This is a genomic window from Spirosoma fluminis, assembly GCF_054778895.1.
Genome location: NZ_BAAGZD010000003.1, coordinates 719,855 through 740,498 on the forward strand (window position 1 = coordinate 719,855; position 20,644 = coordinate 740,498).

The 20,644-nt window shown below is 53.0% G+C and carries 20 protein-coding genes; 15 read left to right on the top strand and 5 right to left on the bottom strand.

Translation table 11 applies throughout. The features are described from left to right. Window positions 1-12 precede the first annotated feature (12 nt). The 5 genes from ACYVBJ_RS04880 (at window position 13) to ACYVBJ_RS04900 (ending at window position 1,988) form a co-directional block, all read left to right on the top strand. The gene (locus ACYVBJ_RS04880; protein WP_460979106.1) at window positions 13-375 is read left to right on the top strand and encodes a hypothetical protein; all 363 of its coding nucleotides are present in this window, start codon (window positions 13-15) and stop codon (window positions 373-375) included. A gap of 108 nt (window positions 376-483) precedes the next feature. Then, window positions 484-828, top strand: a complete 345-nt coding sequence (locus ACYVBJ_RS04885; protein WP_460981168.1) for a hypothetical protein — start codon at window positions 484-486, stop codon at window positions 826-828. A 46-nt stretch (window positions 829-874) separates the two neighbouring features. Further along, on the top strand, window positions 875-1,219 hold the full coding sequence (locus ACYVBJ_RS04890) for a hypothetical protein (protein ID WP_460981169.1): 345 nt from the start codon (window positions 875-877) through the stop codon (window positions 1,217-1,219). A gap of 72 nt (window positions 1,220-1,291) precedes the next feature. Next, window positions 1,292-1,636 carry a hypothetical protein gene (locus ACYVBJ_RS04895; protein ID WP_460981170.1) on the top strand — a complete coding sequence of 115 codons (345 nt, stop codon included), beginning with the start codon at window positions 1,292-1,294 and terminating at the stop codon, window positions 1,634-1,636. 1 nt (window position 1,637) lies between these two features. Next, entirely contained in the window at window positions 1,638-1,988 is a 351-nt protein-coding gene (locus ACYVBJ_RS04900) for a hypothetical protein (protein WP_460981171.1), read from the top strand. Between the two features lie 85 nt (window positions 1,989-2,073). Here the strand turns inward: ACYVBJ_RS04900 and ACYVBJ_RS04905 are convergent, their stop codons facing one another. Continuing rightward, window positions 2,074-3,282: a VCBS repeat-containing protein gene (locus ACYVBJ_RS04905; RefSeq protein WP_460981172.1), complete on the bottom strand. Its 1,209-nt coding sequence runs from the start codon at window positions 3,280-3,282 to the stop codon at window positions 2,074-2,076. A 41-nt stretch (window positions 3,283-3,323) separates the two neighbouring features. Further along, window positions 3,324-4,175 carry an MBL fold metallo-hydrolase gene (locus ACYVBJ_RS04910; protein ID WP_460981173.1) on the bottom strand — a complete coding sequence of 284 codons (852 nt, stop codon included), beginning with the start codon at window positions 4,173-4,175 and terminating at the stop codon, window positions 3,324-3,326. A 265-nt stretch (window positions 4,176-4,440) separates the two neighbouring features. Here ACYVBJ_RS04910 and ACYVBJ_RS04915 point away from each other — a divergent pair, with 265 nt between their 5' ends. Genes ACYVBJ_RS04915 through ACYVBJ_RS04930 form a run of 4 tightly spaced genes read left to right on the top strand, consistent with a single transcriptional unit; the run spans window position 4,441 to window position 7,231 of the window. Beyond that, on the top strand, window positions 4,441-4,932 hold the full coding sequence (locus ACYVBJ_RS04915) for a molybdopterin-dependent oxidoreductase (RefSeq protein WP_460981174.1): 492 nt from the start codon (window positions 4,441-4,443) through the stop codon (window positions 4,930-4,932). Window positions 4,933-4,990: 58 nt separating this feature from the next. After that, window positions 4,991-5,734: a molybdate ABC transporter substrate-binding protein gene (modA, locus tag ACYVBJ_RS04920; RefSeq protein ID WP_460981175.1), complete on the top strand. Its 744-nt coding sequence runs from the start codon at window positions 4,991-4,993 to the stop codon at window positions 5,732-5,734. A gap of 16 nt (window positions 5,735-5,750) precedes the next feature. Continuing rightward, the gene (modB, locus tag ACYVBJ_RS04925) at window positions 5,751-6,416 is read left to right on the top strand and encodes a molybdate ABC transporter permease subunit (RefSeq protein ID WP_460981268.1); all 666 of its coding nucleotides are present in this window, start codon (window positions 5,751-5,753) and stop codon (window positions 6,414-6,416) included. Next, window positions 6,413-7,231, top strand: coding sequence for an ATP-binding cassette domain-containing protein (locus tag ACYVBJ_RS04930; RefSeq protein ID WP_460981176.1), 819 nt, complete (start codon window positions 6,413-6,415; stop codon window positions 7,229-7,231). The genes modB and ACYVBJ_RS04930 overlap by 4 nt, the downstream gene beginning before the upstream one ends. 4 nt (window positions 7,232-7,235) lie before the next feature. Here the strand turns inward: ACYVBJ_RS04930 and ACYVBJ_RS04935 are convergent, their stop codons facing one another. Further along, window positions 7,236-8,096, bottom strand: a complete 861-nt coding sequence (locus tag ACYVBJ_RS04935; protein ID WP_460981177.1) for an SDR family NAD(P)-dependent oxidoreductase — start codon at window positions 8,094-8,096, stop codon at window positions 7,236-7,238. Between the two features lie 98 nt (window positions 8,097-8,194). Here ACYVBJ_RS04935 and ACYVBJ_RS04940 point away from each other — a divergent pair, with 98 nt between their 5' ends. From ACYVBJ_RS04940 to ACYVBJ_RS04955, 4 genes are all read left to right on the top strand, one after another. Further along, window positions 8,195-8,761 (top strand): hypothetical protein, encoded by a 567-nt coding sequence (locus ACYVBJ_RS04940; protein WP_460981178.1) that lies wholly within the window; start codon window positions 8,195-8,197, stop codon window positions 8,759-8,761. A 157-nt stretch (window positions 8,762-8,918) separates the two neighbouring features. Then, a complete protein-coding gene (locus ACYVBJ_RS04945) occupies window positions 8,919-9,398 on the top strand; it encodes a hypothetical protein (RefSeq protein WP_460981179.1) in 480 nt (159 codons plus the stop codon). Window positions 9,399-9,494: 96 nt separating this feature from the next. After that, window positions 9,495-13,217 carry a type IIG restriction enzyme/methyltransferase gene (locus tag ACYVBJ_RS04950; RefSeq protein WP_460981180.1) on the top strand — a complete coding sequence of 1,241 codons (3,723 nt, stop codon included), beginning with the start codon at window positions 9,495-9,497 and terminating at the stop codon, window positions 13,215-13,217. Window positions 13,218-13,361: 144 nt separating this feature from the next. Then, window positions 13,362-14,309: a homoserine kinase gene (locus ACYVBJ_RS04955; protein WP_460981181.1), complete on the top strand. Its 948-nt coding sequence runs from the start codon at window positions 13,362-13,364 to the stop codon at window positions 14,307-14,309. An 18-nt stretch (window positions 14,310-14,327) separates the two neighbouring features. Here ACYVBJ_RS04955 and ACYVBJ_RS04960 read toward each other — a convergent pair whose 3' ends face one another. Together ACYVBJ_RS04960 and ACYVBJ_RS04965 are read right to left on the bottom strand one after the other, a co-directional pair. Beyond that, complete coding sequence (locus ACYVBJ_RS04960; protein ID WP_460981182.1) at window positions 14,328-15,650, bottom strand: lytic transglycosylase domain-containing protein; 1,323 nt, start codon at window positions 15,648-15,650, stop codon at window positions 14,328-14,330. A 92-nt stretch (window positions 15,651-15,742) separates the two neighbouring features. Further along, window positions 15,743-16,366: a DUF6134 family protein gene (locus ACYVBJ_RS04965; protein ID WP_460981183.1), complete on the bottom strand. Its 624-nt coding sequence runs from the start codon at window positions 16,364-16,366 to the stop codon at window positions 15,743-15,745. A 222-nt stretch (window positions 16,367-16,588) separates the two neighbouring features. Here ACYVBJ_RS04965 and ACYVBJ_RS04970 point away from each other — a divergent pair, with 222 nt between their 5' ends. Both ACYVBJ_RS04970 and ACYVBJ_RS04975 read left to right on the top strand, forming a co-directional pair. Continuing rightward, complete coding sequence (locus tag ACYVBJ_RS04970; protein ID WP_460981184.1) at window positions 16,589-19,012, top strand: glycoside hydrolase family 20 protein; 2,424 nt, start codon at window positions 16,589-16,591, stop codon at window positions 19,010-19,012. Between the two features lie 110 nt (window positions 19,013-19,122). After that, a complete protein-coding gene (locus ACYVBJ_RS04975; protein ID WP_460981185.1) occupies window positions 19,123-20,586 on the top strand; it encodes an APC family permease in 1,464 nt (487 codons plus the stop codon). Window positions 20,587-20,644: the final 58 nt, after the last annotated feature.

Genomic DNA, 20,644 nt, shown 5'->3' on the forward strand with positions numbered 1-20,644 from the left:
CAACGTATTTTTATGGCTAACCAACATTCGCAGACATCCGGATCGTCTGCTACGACATTAATTGACGATACCATCCGGGCTTTTGACCAGGGACAGGCGGCCTCTCCGCAAGAAGGCATGTCGCTTATCACGGACTGGTTCTCCTCGATAAAGAACAACCACATTGCCAGCGAAGTTATGGAACCCCTGACTCAGCTACGCAGCGAGCTGGAAGGTGGCGCTCCGGATGCGCAACGGCTCCAGCAGTTGTTGATCCGGTTGGCTGATCAGACCGAACGACTGGCTGGCAAAGGTGAAGGAGACGTGCCTTCGCGGCTGACTTCCTTATCGACAGCGCTCCGCAATTTCGCCGGTCAGTTTTCAACAGCCGTTTAATCCGAGTGTTGAAATCACATAGTCATAGCGTTGTAAAGCGAAGAAGTCTGACTGACCACTCCCAACTCGACGACTGTGTACCCTTTAATTCTTATATTTTTTTAGATTATGCCTTCACACGCATTAGATCAACGCTTATTCGAGCAAATGTTCTCGTCCATTGGTCAGGGGGATACCAGCACCGTTACGCCGACCGATGGAGTTCAGCTTATCAATGGCTGGCTGGAAGTTGTTCAGGGCACCCAGCGCACAGCCGCTATAGAAAGTCAACTCAAAGAGCTGCGTGGGCAACTCCAGTTTGCCAATCCTGATCCCGACCGGATCAAGAATCTGCTGGCAAGTCTGGCCGACAACGTAACGCAGATCGCCCAGGGCTCAAATGTACAGGAGCAAACCGTTGGCAAACTTGAGCAGTTAGCGACGGCCCTACGCACGTTTGGCAGCCGCTTATAACCAAATTTGCAAGACACACTGCCTTCGGACGTAAACCACCAAAGTAATGGGATCAACTATTTTAGAAGAGCGGATGCTTGAAGACACGCTCGTCTTGTTCCGCGACAGCAACCAGACAGTAATTTCGCCTGCACAGGGTGTTATGCTGATCGACGGTTGGCTACAGGCGTTACAGGGTGATTCAAATCTGGGCCAGCTCGAAGCCAATCTTAACAAACTTCGAACGGAACTCCAGGCGTCTCAACCCAATAGCCAGCACATTCGCCAGGTAATGATAACCCTGGCCGATCAGGCCCAGCAGGCGGCTGAAGGGCCAAACGCCGAAGGCACCTGGACGGGCGGCCTCGAAAGCCTGTCCAAGATTCTCCGAAATTTCGCGAGTACGTTATAACCAACCGCTCTCCTTACCGACGTTACGAGCCGTAGCCGTTGGTAAGGAGAGCGGTTTTAATTCACTACCACTATGGAAGGAACAACACTCGAACACCGGATGCTGACCGATACGTTAGGCGCATTTGGGGACGGCAGCACAACAACCTTATCGCCAGAGCGGGGACTCCTACTGCTCGAAGGCTGGTTAAACGCACTTCGGGGTGATGTAGGAGCCGAACGAATTTTATCGGAAGTGGGTCAGTTACGCGATCATCTGGCCTCTGGTAATATCGATACCGACGTAATCCGACAACTCCTGATCAACATGGCCAGCCACACACTCGCCATTTCTCACGAGCCTGTAGTTGATGTCAACACGGCCCATCAGCTTGAGCAGTTAGCCAACGCGTTACGAAACTTTAGCAGCCAATTCTGACATGCTCGACCACGCAAAATCAACCGACCTGCTCGACTCTACGATGAGTGTTCTGGAAGGCGACATCAGTACCGAAACCCCGCAGACCGGCACGGGCATCATTGATCAATGGCTTGAGCAGCTTCGCCGGAGCGACAATACAACGGAGATTATTGATTCGCTCGAACGGGTGAAGACACAGTTGAAAAGCGACCAGATCAATGCCAAAGAGCTGAGTGGTTTGCTTGAAACGTTAGCAACGCAAACCACGGAGTTCAGCACGCTCATGGGTTCGGAAGGAGATATCCCATACCGGCTCGAGGGGCTGGCTTCGTCGTTACGTTCGCTGGCGGGTCAACTTGGCAATGCATAACAGGAGGTATACAGGTGTAGGGTTGTCCAGTGATCTTTGATTAATGTCAGATCAGTTCGACAGCCCTACACCTGTATACCTTACCTTATTTTAGTTGATTCCAGTAAATCAGTACGTTCAAGGTGGCCCGGCCGGAGGCAATCAAGTCCAGGTCGCCATCGCCGTCGAGGTCAGCGGCCTGGATGTCTTCACAAGCCATCCGAACGCTATCATCCAGCGGATAGCCCTGAATGTTGCTTTGCTCCTGCGGAATAAACAGCCGTACGCCCACCTTCTGCTCGGCATTCGGGTTACGCCAGCCCGCTATAATCTGATCGCGGCCCGTCCCCAGAAAATCACCGCACACCAGCGCATGCCCCTGGCTGAGTACGTCAGTCAGAATACTGATCTGCTTTTCGTCTGCTTTCGATTTACGGGCTGAGTAGCCGCCACTTTCTACCTGAATCAGGTTACCGTGCATGGGCTGAATCGTCGCAATGGCCGTACCGTTGTCTAACCGCCGGATTTCCCCGATTCCGTCGACACCTTTATTAAGTAGCGGCAAAGCGTTGCTGGCCGATTCCCGATCAACGTAGCGCCACCGCTTTTTGCGCCACTCCACGATCTTGCCCCCTTCTTTACCGGCCAGTATTACGTTCGTAGCTGGGCCGTCTTCCCATATTTCAAAGTTGTGCGTCAGATGCATCGTTGAGTCGACCAGATGACGTTTCCAGGTCTCCCGCGGGTTCTTCGGCCACTCATATCCCCACACGCGCACACCACGTCCTTCACCATTCTTATTACCCAACCCGTGCAGCGGCACAACAATCAACTGATAACTATTCTTATCCACCTTAGCCCAGCGCATCCGGTGGGTGGTTACTTCGTGCGGCAACCGAACCGGCTCCCAGCGCTGCGTCGGGTCCTGCGGTCGAATCAGGTAAAACACGGCTCCTGACTTGGTCGAGTCATTGGTTTCGGCGGGATTCCAGCCAGCGCCAACGGCTACCTCTACCCGACCGTCGCCGTCCAGATCGCGAGCCGCAATGCAGACGTTATCCTGGGGAGTGAGATTAGCGGCCATTACGAACCGTTTCCAGGGTGACGTTTTATCCCCTGGATTCCGATACCAGACAAACTCTTTCTGATCAGCCATCAGGATATCGGGCCTCCGGTCGCCATCAACGTCGCCGATTGCCAGCCCATAGCCGATGTCAATCTGATTGTCGACAACCTGGATGCTGAATTTTGGCGTCGGTGTCTGACCTAATAACGGCGGAATGGCCAGCAGACAAAGAAATAGGGCGTTTTTCATAGTTCGTTTGTTCTATTGGCAAAGCGGCAAACCAGTTGGTTCTACCGCCAAATACGTATGTGCTCCCCTAGTCGCATAACGCGGTAGGGAGTGCCATACAAATCACAGGCCTGCGCAAATTCAGCCGGGTCAGCTGTGTTGAACCCGAATAAATCATAATGATGCGGAACAACGAGTTTGGCCCCAATGTCACGACCAAGGCGGGCAGCCTCGTCGGGATTCAGGTTACCGGCTACGCGCCGTTCGGGCTTGTTTCCGTTAATGGGCAGAAACGCTACGTCTACTCCAAACGGACGTAATACCTCAACCATACCCTCGTACCAGAGCGTGTCGCCGGAGTGATAAACTTTGTACGGGCCAATCTCAACCACAAAGCCCATGAACTTATTCTGCCCGCGCTCGTCCACCTCCAGTTCGTTATGAGCAGCCGGTACGCCATGAAACCGCCAGCCAGCCACAACCGCCGTTGCTCCGGCGGTCAGACCTATGGGCACCCGGTTAGCCAGTGCATCGCCCAGTCGCTCGGCAATGAACGCCCGATTCGCTTCGGGGATGACAAACTGAATGCCGGAATCACTCGTCAACAAGGGTTTTAACGTATCGGCATCCAGGTGGTCGGTATGGTTGTGGCTGGACGTCACTACGTCGATCTTACTCAGCCGGGCAGGGTCAACTACCCGTTTTGAGATACGGACATGCGGTTTATCGGTATTCGCGTATTTCTGACTGAGCGAGTCCGACAAATAGGGGTCAAAAAGTAACTGGCGGCCTTCGTATTGTAGTAAAAAACCACTCTGACCTAACCACCAGATGTGCAGAAGATCAGGTTGGCTTTGAGCAGCCGCAATGTCAGCGATAAGCGCATCGTCTGTTTGAAAGGCGGGTTTAAGCATAGCTGTCAACGTAATAAAATCGGCTCAAAGTTGAAAGATCTGACCTTATTTTCATCATCGGCTTACTAGAGACTGCGTAATAAGATATCGTCAACCGCGACTCGGCCCGAAGTTAACGGATAACGGCTACCGATGCTCCGGCTTATTCATCAAGCAAATTTCCCCGTTTGATACGTAACAGGCTTACGTGCGTTATTATTCGGGAAGGGTCGTTATCTTTGAATGAACATAACGACCCGATTTCTGAAAAGCCAGCCCATTCGTGATGAACCCGCTGAACCTACTTCTACATTTATTCCTGCTTACCCTGCTTGCATTGGGAAACAATAGCCAGGCGCAGACCTTAACTATTTCCGGCGAAGTGACCAAGCCGCTGACGTTACAGGCCGCTGATATAAAAGCGATGCCTCACACAGAAGTAACCGGTAAAGATCACGATGGCAACGAACACCGATTCGCTGGCGTACCGCTCGTCGATCTGCTGAAGCAGGCGGGGGCTAGTGTAGGCAATGAGCTACGGGGCGCTAATCTGGCCAAATATGTTCTTGTCACAGCGGCTGATGGCTACGAGGCTATTTTTGCTTTGCCAGAACTCGATCCGGCGTTTGCTCTTCGTACGATTCTGTTGGCCGATCGTGTCGATGGCACAGACCTTCCGGCAGGTACCGGACCATTCCGAATTATCGTTCCCGACGAAAAAAAGCTCGCCCGCTGGGTCCGGCAGGTCAAAGCAATCGAGGTAAAACTCGCTAAATAAGTCTCCACTACGTACGTGCGCCAGGACCATCCAAACAATGGCTGTTCATCCCTGATTTATGTTCAGAACGCTTCTTTTGCTCTTATTTACATCAACCGGTTTGGGGGCGCAGTCGCTTCGGGTAGCCGTGGCCGCTAATGCTCAGTTTGTGATGGAATCGCTGAGCCAGGCCTTTACGAAACAGACCGGCCTCAAGATTGAATCCATCGTTAGCTCGTCCGGTAAACTCACCACTCAAATTCAGCAGGGTGCTCCCTACGACGTGTTTTTGTCTGCCGATATGGACTACCCCAATGCCCTATACAAACAAAAGTTGACTACAGTCGCTCCCGTTGTTTATGCGTATGGATCGCTGGTTTTATGGACGCTGGGCAAGCTGCCACTTTCGGCGGATTTAAAGGTGTTACAGGACCCATCCGTTCGGCACATTGCCATTGCCAATCCAGCCACCGCTCCATATGGCGAAGCAGCCGTTTCGCTGCTAAAATACCGGAAGCTGTATGACCTCGTGCAACCACGTCTTGTTTTCGGCGAAAGCATCTCGCAGGTCAACCGCTACGTCCTGTCGGGGGCCGCTGAAGTAGGCATCACGGCGAAGTCTATCGTACTCGACCCCAGCCTGAAACAGCGTGGCCACTGGATTGACTTACCCCCAAGGGGTTATTCACCGATTGCACAGGGCGTGGTTGTGTTGAAGCGAACCACTCAGCCCAAAGCCGCTGAGCAGTTTGTTCAGTTTTTGCGCAGTCCAGCCGCCCGACGTATTTTGCAACAGTATGGGTACAATTCTCCCAACTCCTGATTCAACCGTTTTCCTTATGCCGATCGACTGGGAACCCATCTGGCTCACCTTACGACTGGCCGGCATCACTACGTTCCTGCTCCTGATCATTGGCATACCGCTGGCCGGTTGGCTGGCGATCAGCCAATTTCGACTCAAGCCAATAATCGAAGCGCTTGTTAGTCTGCCGCTGGTCCTGCCGCCGTCGGTAGTTGGTTTTTACCTGCTGTTGGCCTTCAGCCCAACCAGTAATCTGGGAACTTGGCTATTGCAAACGTTTGATCTGCAACTGGTCTTTTCGTTCGAGGGGCTGGTCGTTGCGTCGTTGCTGTATAGCCTTCCGTTTATGGTTCATCCCATTCAGGCGGGGCTTGAAAACTTGCCCGCATCCTGGCGGGAAGCAGCTTATACGCTGGGCCAATCTCCTGTTCGAACGTTATGGCGCGTGTTGCTGCCTAACTGCAAACCGGCTTTATTGACCGGCATTGTCTTGTCGTTTGCGCACACGATTGGTGAGTTCGGCCTCGTCCTGATGATTGGCGGCAACCTGCCGGGGCAAACGCGGGTAGCGTCGATTGCCATTTACGACGAAGTTGAGCTGCTGCATTTCGACACGGCTCATGCCTACGCGGCCTTATTGCTTGGGTTGTCGTTCGTCATTCTGGTACTCGTTTACAGCATCAACAAGCGCGTTACGGTATGATCGAGGCTGACCTTACTCTTGCCCGCCTGTTTGCCGAAGGGGCCGGTGAACTGCACATCAGGCTGGAACTGGCAACGGGAAGCCTGACCGCCCTGGTTGGGCCGTCTGGTTCGGGAAAAACAACGTTATTACGTTTACTAGCCGGGTTGGAAACGCCCCAGCAGGGCCGAATCGCCGTGAATAATATTGCCTGGTTAGACACCAGTCGGGGTATCAACTTACGGCCACAACAGCGCTCGGTAGGGTACATTTTTCAGGATGCCGCTCTGTTTCCCAACCTGACGGTTCGCGAGAACATCCTGTTCGTAACCCCCCGCGGCCAGCAGGCACTGGCCGACCAACTCATCGACGCGACCGGGCTTGGTCCATTCGTTACGCAAAAGCCAACGGTTTTATCGGGTGGACAGCAGCAGCGGGTTGCCCTGGCCCGCGCGCTGGTTCGACAGCCGAAGTTACTGTTGCTCGACGAGCCATTTGCCGGATTAGACACCGATGCAGTCCAGACACTACGTCATCTCCTGCTCGATCTGCACCGCAGGTGGGGAACGACAACCGTACTGGTTACGCACGACAACGCCGATGTGCAGGCCCTCGCAGATCGCGTCATTCGGCTAAAACAGGGCCATATCCAGTCCGACGAAGCCAACGTAAACCGATCCGCACTACCTCAGCTGAACGAACGTATTCGACAGGTTTGGTTTGACGAAGCGCAACAGCAGTGGGTTCTCGAAACCGATACGGTACAGCTCCGCTCCGCTAACCCGGAATGGGGTAAGCTTTCAGTAGGTGATCCTATTGAACTGTCCTGGAAATAAAAGTTTACTCCTTCGCCTTGAGCCCACTGACCCGACCAACTACCCAGTCGAAGAGTTTGTCGGGCAGCAGGCGGGGCAGCGCCCAACTTGTTAGGCGGTTCGGTACCAGTGCGTACCGGGTGCCAGGATTCGGCGTTTCGTGAATCTGAACGATTCGCTCACCCAGATAATCACTTGAAAAACCACGGCGCTCAGCCGCCCCAACCTGTTTCAGGAACCACTGCATGGCTGGATAATATACCGTGTGTTCATAGGGGCTGATGTCAGTTCCCTTGCCCCAGATAGGCGTCTGAACAGCTCCCGGCCCCACAATCACGACTTTGATGCCGTACAGGGCCAGCTCCCGGCGCAGACTGTGCGACATGCCTTCAACGGCGTGTTTGGAGCCAACGTAAGCACCCATGAACGGAATAGCGATCTGGCCATTGACCGAACTGATATTCTGAATACGTCCCGGCTGAACAGGATGGTTGTCGCGAGCGCCCAGCAGCGGCAGAAAGGCCTGCGTCACCTGGATCAGTCCCAGCACATTTATTTCAAAATGCTGCCGAATCACATCGATGGGCTGATGCTGCAACGGCCCACCAATGGCAATACCTGCGTTGTTGATTAATCCGCCTAAACCACTACCCGCCAGGCGATCAGTCAACGTATCAGCCGCCAGCTTCACCGCGTCGGCATCCGTTACGTCAAACACGAGCGGAACAAACCGATTCCCTAATTCGGTCTGTACTCGTTTGGCATCGGCCGGGTTGCGCACACTACCGAAAACGGTGTAGTTCCGTTGGCAGAATTGTCGGGCGGCTCCGTACCCAATACCGGTCGATACGCCGGTGATAAGAATGGTTTTGCTGGTCGGTTTCATACCGTAAACTTACCGATAATCTTACTCAACAAACGTTTGGAAAAAGACGTTATTCGTGAGGCTGGCTTACCAAAACCACCGGGCCAACTGACTCAACCATGCAAGACATTGAACCGTTCTACGGCTGGGAGAAATACTACGTAGCGTCGGAAGACGAACGGTCGCCGTTTCACGAGCGCGAGTACAATCTGCAACAGTATGAAAATAACATATATGGCTATTACATTCATCCGCTCTGGGATGAAATAGGCTCGGAGACGCTTTATTGCAAGATTCTGTTCGCCAATTACGACCGGCAGTTCGTTGTGATCGAACTCTTAGGCGAGTGGAACGATACGTTGCACAACGACATCATGTATCTCAAACGGCAGGTTATTGACCCTTTAGTTAATGAAGGCATCAAGTATTTTATTCTCATCAGCGAGAACATTCTGAACTTCCACGGCTCCGACGATGCCTATTATGAGGAGTGGTTTGAGGATGTCGAAGACGGCTGGATTGCGGCCATTCACTCACCCGAATTTATCGAGCGCGAGTGGAAGAAATACCACCTCGATTATTACATCAACTTCGGCGGCACACTCGACATTGCCAACTGGCGAACCCTTAAACCGGCCGGGCTTTTCGAGCTGGTCAATGGGCTCATTGTTCGCCGGTTGGGGTAAATGGGGAGAAAGGGGACGAGGGGGAGAAAGGGGAAGAGAGGAAATAAATAACAGAAAAGGTTGTGAACATCGTTTTTACTAATCCCCTTCATCCCCTTACTCCCCTTCATCCTCTTTTTCCTATCTTTACCCAAACCACTATTCAATTACATATTCAATGGAAAACAGCGAGAAATCGAAAAATACCGAACAGGTGCAGGCCGCGAAAGCAACGGTTGCCGAAAAACTCGAATCGTTCAAGACCGAAGCCGGTCAGCACCTTAACTCGGCGGCTGCTCACCTCGATGAATTGAAGGATCAGTTGGTTGCCAAAGCGCAGGAACTGGGTAAAGACATCGACATCGAAGGGTTGAAAGCGCAGGCAACGCAGCACTTCGAAGCCGCCAAAACGGCCACCGCCGAAACCTTGACGAACTTACAGGCCCAGGCCGAAACGACCTTTGCGGCAGCCTCCGCCAAAGCCGATGAATTGTCGGACGTTGCCGAAGATAAATTTGACGATATGAAAGCCGAAGCGGCCGTACAACTCGAAGCCGCTCAGGTGAAACTCGATGAACTGAAAGCCGAAGCCGCACTTCAGATTGAAGCTGCAAAAGAAAGAGCCAAAGGCATCTGGAATCAGTTGTTCGGCGAGTAATCCGTTTTAACGGAGCAAGCAAGGAGGTTGTGCGGAGAACCAAACCTTTACCGGGGTTCTCTGGGCAACCTCTCTGTTTACCCGTAAATTTGCGCCATGAGGCTTTCGCTCCGTAAACCGACTCAGTCGTTACACAAGGCATACGCTAAACAGTCCATTTCGCCCGACCGCATGGATACGTTCCGGCGGGCACTGGCTCGATTGTTTTCACGACTGGACGAAGCTGAATCGGAAGACTACCAGAAAACGATTGTAGCCGGTTTTTTCAGCGAAGCCTTCTCCGGCAATACGTTCGGGATCAGCGCCCGTGACCGAACCGACCTGTTCATTCACCATAGTCAAAATAACCAGGATCAGCCCGGTATAGATTTTCCGGCTATGGCCAGCCCAGGAGTCATCATTAAAACCAAGAAAGTGTTTGCGGGCGAGATGATGACAACGCTTAAAAACAACGTCAGGGCGCTGCACGAACTGATTCTGTATTATTTTGACGAGCAGGAACGCGGACCAGACGGCGGCCTCCGCCACCTGATCATCACCGACGTATACAACTGGTTTGTCTTCGACGAAAGCGATTTCCGACGCTTCTTCTATGGTAACCCAAAGCTCTGGAAGCTGTACCAGATCAAACAGCAGCAGAAAAAAGACGACCTATTTTTCTACAGCGAAACGGCCCGGATTCTGCGCGAACTGGACGAGGAAGTCCCCGTTACGTGCCTGAACCTGCGCGAAATCGCCGAAGCACTCGACTGGCCCGCCGAGAAAGGTAATCAGGCCTTAATTCCGGTGTTTAAGCTGTTTTCGCCTGAACATCTTTTAAAGCTTCCGTTTGCCAATGACGCCAACACGCTCAACCGGCGTTTTTACGATGAACTACTCTACATCGTAGGAGTACACGAAACGTTCGAAGGTGGTCTGAAACGGATTCAGCGGCTTCCCGAAGGCGAACGGCTCACCGGGTCGCTGCTGGAAAATACCATCAATCGATTGCGAACAAAAAACGTATTGACTGGCCTCGACAACCGGAACCAATACGGTACCGACGAAAACAATCAGCTCGTCAACGTCGGGCTGGAGCTGTGCATCACCTGGATCAGCCGGCTGCTGTTTCTTAAGTGGCTCGAAGGTCAGTTACGGCGTTTTCATCAGCACGACCGATCAGTTGAGTTTCTGACGGTGCGCTCCATTCCGAGCTTCGACGGGTTGAATGAGCTGTTTTTTGACGTACTACCCGTACCCGAACACCAGCGGTCGGCTTCGGTAACGAATCGTTATGGTCCGGTACCCTATCTGAACAGTTCGCTGTTTGAACGGACTGCGCTCGAACAGAAAACCTTATCCATCAATGCCCTTGAAGATGGGCCTGAGCTACCCGTATTCAGGCAAACCGCGCTGAACGATTGGCCTGTCAACTTCCAGACGGCTCGCCTGCCAACGCTTCAATATTTGCTGGCGTTTCTGGATGCCTACGATTTTTCGACCGACGGACCCGCCGAGGTGCAGCCCGATAACAAAGCGCCGATCAGCGCAGTCGCGCTCGGACTCATCTTTGAAAAGCTCAACGGTTACCGCGCCGGCTCGTTTTTTACGCCCGGCTTTATTGCTACGTACCTGGTGGGCGATAGCATTCGCAAGGCCGTTGTAACGCACTTCAACGAACGGTTTGGCTGGACCTGCGCCGACATTACTGCCCTCAATGAGCGCCTGGACGAGGTTTCCGTTCAGGAAGCAACCACCGTTGTCAATTCGTTACGTATCGTGGACCCGGCCGTCGGCAGCGGACACTTCCTGGTGGCCGCACTGAATGAACTCATCGCGTTGAAAGCTGAATTAGGAATTCTGGTCGACCGCGAGGGCAGGCGTCTACATCATCAGGTTTGGGTGGTTGAAGATGAGCTGATTATCACGAATGAAGATGGGGAAATTTTTCAATACGTTGCCCCGGACATCCGTAACCCGAACGGCACCATGCGGGTGAGTAGCTTTCAACAATCCGACGGTCAGAGGTGGGCTGCTACAAGCGAAACCCAGCGCGTTCAGGAAACAATATTTCATGAGAAGCAGGCAATTCTTGAAAACTGCCTGTTCGGCGTCGATAGTAGCCCAACCGCTGTAAACCTTTGTCGGCTGCGGCTTTCGATCGAGCTGCTCAAGAGCGCGTATTATTACGTCGGAGAACGGGGAACTTTGACGCTGGTGACGTTGCCTGATCTTGATATGACGATTAAGACGGGTAACACGCTGGTGAATCGTTTCGACCTAAGTTTTCAGATGGACACCCTGCGCAATCCGGGTCTGCGCGACAAATACCGGGCTGCGTTTCAGCAATACAGCGCCGATGTTCGGGCGTATAAACACACAACTGACAAAGCCGAGAAAGAGCGTCTTCGCACTGGAATCCACCACTTTCAGGAGTTGCTCAGCCAGATGGCCTTAACTGAGCAGAAAGACTACGCGGACATTCGTCGGCTCGAAACGAAATTGGCGCAGTCGGCTCTACCCTTCAATTTTGTTAATCACAGTGCACAATTTCAAACGCTTACAGAACAGCTGGAGCAGAAAAAGCAAGCTTTTGCTCACAAACAACGCGTGTTTAACCAGGCATTCGAGTGGCGGTATGCCTTTCCGGAGGTGCTGGATGAAGCGGGGAACTACGTCGGTTTCGACCTGGTAGTAAGCCATCCGCCTTGTGGAAGGCCGATTGGTAGTACAGCAAAAAAATACCTTAACAATACGTATAATGCTACGGCTGACTTGTACTCGCTGTTCCTGGAACGCGGTTTGCAACTCGTAAAGCCGCAGGGTAGGTTAGCCTATATTTTGCCGACCTCCTGGCAGACTGACAGCGATCAATATCCGGTCCGAAAGCTCTTGCTGGAAAACGCAACCCTGGAAGCTGGCATCGTGCTTCCCCGCTCTGCTGTTGAGGATGCGGCTCCGGGGCTCGGTATCTATCTGATGCGAAAGGGCCATCAGGAAGCCTTTACGTCGGCGGTATTTACGTTTGCTCCCGACGGCACAATTGCCGGACAGCTTGCATCGGATTTACCGTTCACGTCGATACCATCTTCGGCCTGGACAACTTCACCGGGTCTGGAGTTGATTTTTGATCGTCAGATCATCGCCATAAAACAGCGGCTAGCGGGCTGTCCCAAAACGATCGGCAACATCTCAACGGCAGCCCGCGGCATAACCGTCAATAGGAAAGACGTTTCTGACCACCAGATCGACGAGACATACGTACCATTTTTCTCCGGTACGTTAACCCGATACGCGTCTCCCCTGCCGGATTCATTTGTCCACTTTGGAGAACGTCCATCTGCGTCGTACGCACTCATGAGCAGCGAACGCATTCTGGTTAAGCAAAAGTTAGGGCAACCGAGTCGCCTAATAGCCAGTTGGGCAGAAGGCAGATTCGCCACGAAAGTCGATGTATACGCAATTATTATTACGGACCCCGCTTTTTCGACTAAATACGTGCTGGCCATAATAAACTCGTCGCTGGCTACGTACCTGAAAACCGCCGGGCTATTAAGTACCGGCAAGCAGTCACAGTCGCAACTGACACTGAACGACATTCGGTCGATCCCCATTCCCGATGCTACGCTCGAGGCTCAGGCACCATTGATTGCATTAGTCGATAAAATCCTATTGGCGAAACGTGCTGATCTCAAAGCCGATACCTCGGCGCTGGAAGCCCAGCTTGGCGAACTGGTATTGGATCGGTATGGACTGACGGCCGAGGAGCGAGCAATTATTAGTCCGGTAATCCCAGACAAAGCGGTAGACCCAGAAGCCGGAGAGACACCAAACCAGTAACTCATTTACCAGGAGGAGGTAGTTAACTTGTCGTGTGACGCGGGCTACTATCGATAGCCAATACGGGCGCCACTCCGGTCTAAAGTTGCGATTCCCGGCCCAAAGCGCTAAACTTGTCTTTGTATTGCACTGCTTTCCTCCATCGTGAATTCTATTCAAGTTTTTGCCCCCGCCACCGTTGCCAATGTTGCCTGCGGATTTGATATTTTCGGTTTTGCCGTAGACAGTCCCGGCGATCAGGTTACGCTGACTACCCGCGAAGAACCCGGCGTCACCATTACTGACATCATTGGCGATGAGGGTCGATTGCCCCGCGAAACCGAACGAAACACGGCGGGCATTGCCATCCAGACATATCTAGAGCACATTGGCCGCACGGACGTAGGTGTTGACCTCGTACTGCACAAGCAGATGCCCTTGGGCAGCGGCTTAGGGTCCAGCGCTGCCAGCGCCGTAGCCGGGGTCTACGCGATCAATGAGCTGCTGGGTCGGCCACTGCCGACGGTTAAACTGTTGCCCTTTGCGATGGAAGGTGAGCGACTAGCCTGCGGCTCGGCCCACGCTGACAACGTAGCGCCTTCGTTGCTGGGCGGGTTTGTGGTGATCAGGAGCTATCATCCGCTCGACGTAATCCGCATTGAAACGCCAGCGTCTTTGTTCTGCACCCTTGTCCACCCCGACATTGAGGTCAATACGAAAGACGCCCGGTTTATTCTCAAGAATGAAGTTTCGTTGAAGAACACGATTACGCAGATGGGCAACGTAGCCGGTTTAATCGCTGGTTTAATGACGCCTGATTACGACTTGATCAGCCGCTCGCTGGTGGATGTGATCATCGAGCCAGTACGGGCCATCCTGATTCCGGAATTTCATGAGGTGAAGCAGGCCGCGCTGGACAATGGCGCGCTGGGATGTAGCCTGTCAGGTTCAGGCCCGTCTATGTTTGCTCTGAGCCGCAGTGCGCAAACGGCCGAACGTATTGGTCAGGCCATGCAGCAGGCGTTTTTGTCAGTGGGTATTACCAGTGAAACGTACGTTTCCGAGATCAATCGGCAAGGGCCCAAGGTGCTGGCCAGTACGGTGCTGGTTTAAAAAATACGAGAGCGAAATTTACAACTGCTCCCACTCCAGCCGCCAGTTTTCAAGTCGAGTCGGTAACGTAACGCCAGGCTGACGAGGCTGTTCGGTAGCCACCAGTTTGAGCGCCGTTGTCTCCTGCGTCTGCGCAGCCGTTAGCTGGTCGGTACGCAGAAAAACCCGCCCGGACGTAGCATCAATAATCTCAATATGGGCGTGAATCACATCGCCGACGGCAAAGGTCCGCTCATTGAGAGTTACGGGCTGCACAACTTGGAATACGCACAACTGGCCTTCCTTAATTGGCCCTTCGCTTAAACTACGGGTGATCAGACGCGTTGCTGGTGGGGGCACAGTGGCAATCGCTTTCGGCTCCGGCTTCGCTTCAACCGAATCTGTCGCAACCGACACAGGTTCAGATTCGGCCATTACGTCCTCATCCGTCAGCAGCACTACGTTGGTGGTAGAGTCAGCCACAAAGGCAGGTAAAGCGTTTTCTTCCGAACTAAGTCCCGCTGCCATCGCCGTTTCGTCCATGTCGAATGAGGCCAGAATAGACGCCCGTTCGGGGGCATCCATGGAACCCGGATTTTCGCTGAGCGCGGCCAGGTGGCGACTGCTCAGCCGGTCCCGGTACACATGTGGGCGGGTTAGTAACTCTTTCACAGCCACAGCCTGGAACAGATACGCTTTTGTTTCCGAGGCCCGATACGGTAACGCCATCGGATGCCGATTGGGGTACTGCCGGGTTAATTGCTGAATATAATTCGGACCGGCGTTATAGGCCGTGGCCACCAGCATCCACGAGCCCAGCTGGTCATACAATTCACTCAGGTAGCGGCAGGCCGCGTGTGTAGCTTTTTTGAGATTGAACCGCTCGTCGCGCCGGTGTGACACGTTCAACCCGAGTGACTGCGCAGTTTGCGGCATCAGTTGCCAGAACCCAGCGGCCCCTTTGCGGGACACCGCCCGGTTGGTGACGGCGCTTTCCAGGAGTGGCAGAAATTTGAAATCCGACGGAATGTTATATTGCTTCAGAATAGGTTCGATGAACGGAAACACTACCGATGCCCGGCGCTTGAGCAGGGTTAAACTGCCTGCCAGAGCCGCCTGACGATTCAGCGTCCGTGTCCAGCGTTCAACAATATCCGGATGATTGGTCGGGATGTTTTCTCCGCAGAAATCAATGACATTGTCGGCGCGCACGGCTACCGGCTTTGCTGAACCTGAACTGAAGTCTGTGGTGGAGGTCTCCGAATGCAGCGCGATGAAGTTGGTGGCTGACTGGGCAACGGCGGAAAATTTCGGGAAAGAGCAGCCGATTCCGGCTACAAACAGTAGTAGGCGTTTCGTCATGGACGATAAAAGGTTACGGTAAGTACGCTACTAGCCGCTCACTTGAACGACTCAATACTGGCGGCTTCCTCTCCCCTATCTGTCCCGCTGCACTAATCCAGCAGCCGCAAAACGAAATTTTTTATCGCATTATGTTTAATGACCTTAACCAGCCTTCCATTCTGATAGATGTACTCATCTTCCCGGTCGTCGAGCAGGGCGCGATACATTCCCGCTGAGGTTCGGCTGAAGGTAAAATAATCACCAAAATACTCGGCGTATATCTTATTTTGGCCGGTAGGCTCGTAAAAGTACAAAGATGAAGTTGGAAAATCAATATTATTTCGTTCAATCGCCTGGTGTTTATACTTATACTGGTTGGCAACGATGTCGTAGTGGTCGATTTTCCACTCGGTTCGCGATGCATAATCGCCCCGATTCGTGTGCGCTTCAACGGTCGATAGCATCAGTTTCTGACCTACAAACTGGTTGATCACTTTGTAGTAAATCGTTACGGTATACACCAGCAGATGCACCTTTACGTCGCTGATGAGCGTATAGGTTGTGCGGTTGTCTCCCTGGGGTTGGCGCATCGCCGTCATGGTTCCGACCCGAATGCCCGCGACCTCGATCGCATAATGATGCGTTTCGGCCGGACTTACGGGCGCCTGGGCAAAGGTTGACCATCCGCTATTGAGCAACAGCAGAATAAATAGGGCGATCTTTTTTAGTAACATGGATAAGGCATGGGTTTCGCGACCCCCAACGTAACAGCAAGAGCTGAACAGATACCTGGCTCAGGACACTGTTTCGGCAAAAATAGTATAGGAAGGGGTGGTTTAACAAAAGTCGCTCCGCCGGGTTGAGTGTTTCCAGTACGCCATTAATTTTTCGTCTGTTTAACGACTAAACCAGACCAGACTTTTTGCCGGACGCTGGCCAATTTGCTTCAACACAATATGCATACTCGTTTCATTACGTTATTCCTTGGTTTCGTTCTTACATCGTGTTTCAGCTATAGCCAGTCCGCTAGTGGGCAACGTACGGCCGGGCAGACATCAGTTCGGTACGCGATCATTCCCCGGCCCGCTCAACTGGAGCCACGCACCGGAGAGTTTGTGCTGAGCCGCACGACTACCATTCGGATTCCCGAAGCGCTGCCTGAGCTAAAAGCGATTGCCGATACGTTGGCCAGCCAGCTTAACCGGGTTAGTGGACTTGGCATTACGGTTCAGAACATTACCAAACAGACCTTACCCGGCAACTCAATTCAGTTTATTACCTCTCTGGATACAACACTGGGCGACGAAGGGTATCGGATTGATGCGACCAATCAGCTCATTACAGTTGACGCGAACAAACCGCAAGGCTTCTTCTATGCAGTCCAGACGCTGTATCAACTCCTGCCTCCGGCTGCTTTACGCAAAGAGCCTGCCGTTGGAAACCAGATGCCAATAACCTCAACTACAGCTTCTCAGGCAGTAAATTCTTCACTCCAACCCTTCACAATACCCGCCTGCCGCATTCAGGACCGGCCTCGCTACGTTTACCGTGGTCTGCACCTGGACGTAGCAAGACACTTTTTTCCGGTTGCGTTCATCAAGAAATACATTGACCTGATGGCGCTCCATAAGTTCAATACGTTTCATTGGCACCTGACCGACGATCAGGGCTGGCGGATTGAGATCAAAAAGTACCCAAAGCTTACGCAGGTTGGTGCTCAACGGCGCGAAACCATCGTTGGCCACTATGACGAGTACGACCCGCAGGTTTTTGACGGAAAGCCTTATGGCGGTTTCTATACCCAGGACGAGATTCGCGAGGTCGTACGGTACGCAGCCGCCAAATACATTACCGTGGTACCCGAAATTGAGCTGCCCGGTCACGCGCTGGCCGCGTTGGCCGCTTATCCGGAACTGGGCTGTTCGGGTGGGCCGTATCAGGTGGCGACAAAATGGGGCGTCTTCCCCGACGTTTTCTGCCCGTACGAGAAAACGTTCACCTTTCTGCAAGACGTTTTGACCGAAGTAATGGCGTTGTTTCCCGGCAAGTACATTCATATTGGGGGCGACGAATGCCCCAAAGAAACCTGGCGGACAAGTGCGTTCTGTCAGCAGCTCATTAAGCGCGAGAAACTAAAAAATGAACATGGGCTGCAAAGCTATTTCATTACGCGCATCGATAAATTCGTTACGTCTAAAGGCCGCCGGATCATTGGCTGGGACGAAATTCTGGAAGGTGGCCTCTCGCCCAACGCCACCGTTATGAGCTGGCGCGGCACGAAAGGCGGCATTGAGGCTGCCCGCCAGCGCCACGATGTGATCATGACACCGGGGCAATATTGCTACTTCGACCACTACCAAGGCGATCCGGCGCAGGAGCCTATGGCCTTCGGCGGGTCGTTACCCCTCTCGCTGGTCTATTCCTACAATCCAACACCGGCTAATCTATCAGCCGCTGAAGCTAAACACATTTTGGGCGCTCAGGGCAATCTCTGGACAGAGTACATTGAAACGCCCGACCAGGTCGAGTACATGGTCTGGCCACGGGCGGCTGCGCTGGCCGAGGTCGTCTGGACTTCGCTGAATCTGAAAAACTACGACGATTTTACGCGTCGGCTACTAACCCACGTCGAACGGCTGGTTAATTTAAAGGTCAACTATGCCCGGACATTTTACGACGTAACGCCTTCCGCAAAGCCGCTTCCGGAGGGTAAGGTGGACGTAACGCTTACGGCTAATCCGCTGATTCCGGAGATTCGCTATACGGTCGATGGGAGCGTTCCTTCGGGCGAATCGCCCCGCTATACAGCCCCTTTGCGGCTCGACCAGTCGGCCACGGTCCGGATGGCGACCTTTTCGAATGGTACGCCACTTAGTCAGGTCGCTAAAATCCAGAAAGAATACCTTGTCTCCAAAGCTACGGGCAAGACCTACAAGCTGCTGAGTGCCGCAACCACCGGCCGACCTGACCGAAATTTTAGCCTTACTGATGGCACTACCGGCGGCATGGGCGGGTATGAGCTAACCAAGGTGGTGTCGTTCGCCAACGACTTCAACGCCGTTGTTGATTTAGGGCAATCGCAATCGGTCGAAAGTGTTCGCGTCGGATTCGTAAAATACACCGCCCGGAATCTGTGCCTGCCCGACCGGGTTGACATCGCCGTATCCGACGACGGACAAACCTTCCGACCCGTAGCCAGCGTGAAAACCAATGCAGCTGAAGGAGGCAAACGAGGTATTGCCCGTCTACCATTTGACTTTACACCTACGACCGCCCGGTACGTCCGAATCCTGGCGCACAATGTCGGGCGGGTTCCGGCGGGGCTGCGCAACCCGGGCAAACCGTCCCAATTAGCTGTCGATGAGATTGAGATCCGATAAGCCTATATAGCCAATATGTTACGCCAGCAGCTGTAAATAGGAAAAACAGCCAATGATTAGTTGGTTTTTCAGCTATTCTGACGCTTATTGTACTCCATATTTTAATATTTATGGCCGAACAACTCCTAACCGAAGAAAAAACGGACTTCAAACGATCGCTGAGCTTACTCGATTCCACCCTGATTGTGTCGGGATCGATGATTGGCTCGGGCGTTTTTATTGTTACGGCCGACATGGCCCGTAATCTAGGTTCATCGGGCTGGCTGCTCATGCTTTGGGTCTTAACGGGGGTATTAACCGTAGCGGCAGCCCTGAGCTACGGCGAGCTGGCTGGTATGATGCCTAAGGCGGGTGGACAATACATTTACATCCAGCGGGCCTATGGTCACCTTACCGGTTTTGTGTACGGTTGGACGGTTTTTACCGTTATTCAAACCGGCACCATTGCTGCTGTAGCCGTGGCCTTTACGAAATACACGGCCGTATTTATTCCTGCTTTAGGCCCTGACAATGTGTTGATGGCGCTCGGTCCGGTGAAGATTTCGGCAGGTTCGTTGTTCGCCATTGCAAGCCTGGTGCTGCTGACCTGGCTGAACAGTCGGGGCGTTCAAAGTGGCAAACTCATTCAGAACGTTTTTACCTCGGCGAAGCTGATTGCCCTGCTCGGCCTCATCGTCGTTGGCATTACGTTAGGACTTAAAAGCGGCCAGTTATCGACCAACTTCGCGAATGCCTGGGATGCCAGTACCACCAGCGCTACGGGCGAGATTATCCCCCTCGCGGGTATTGCCCTTTTGCTGGCCTTTGGTACGTCCATGGTTGGCTCACTCTTCTCGGCCGATGCCTGGAACAACGTAACGTTCATTGCGGGCGAGATCAAAAATCCGCGTCGAAATATTCCCCTGGCTTTGTTTTTCGGCACGCTGATCGTCACAACCATCTACTTTCTGGCGAACGTATCGTATCTCTCGCTCTTACCGCTGAAGGGCTTGCCAACGGCCACCGATATTGTGGGACGAGGCATTCAGTTTGCCGAAGCCGATCGGGTAGCGACAGCCGCCGTTTCAACGATCTTCGGCGACATCGCTGTGGCGTTTATGGCCGTGCTGATCATGGTTTCGACCTTTGGCTGTAACAACGGCCTGATTCTGGCTGGTGCGCGCCTGTATTACGCGATGGCTAAAGACGGGCTTTTTCTTAAGCAAGCTTCTCACCTGAACCGAAATGCCGTACCCGGTCGGGCCTTGTGGTTGCAATGCATCTGGGCATCGCTGCTGTGTTTATCGGGCACCTACGGCGACCTGCTCGACTACTGCACCTTCACATCGCTATGCTTTTATATCGTTACAATTGGCGGCCTGTTTCTGCTTCGCCGAAAAGAGCCCGATGCCGAGCGGCCGTATCGGGCCTTCGGTTATCCGGTGGTGCCGATTCTGTATATCCTCGCAGGTTTAACCATTTGCGGCATTCTGCTGTACACAAAAACGTTTAACACGGGTATGGGTTTGTTGATTGCGGGTCTGGGCATTCCGGTATACTTCCTGACAAGTCGGAGTAAATCAGCCACTGAATAGCAGGAATCGTTATTTACAAACAGATAAGGCGGCTTAGTTATAAGCCGCCTTATCTGTT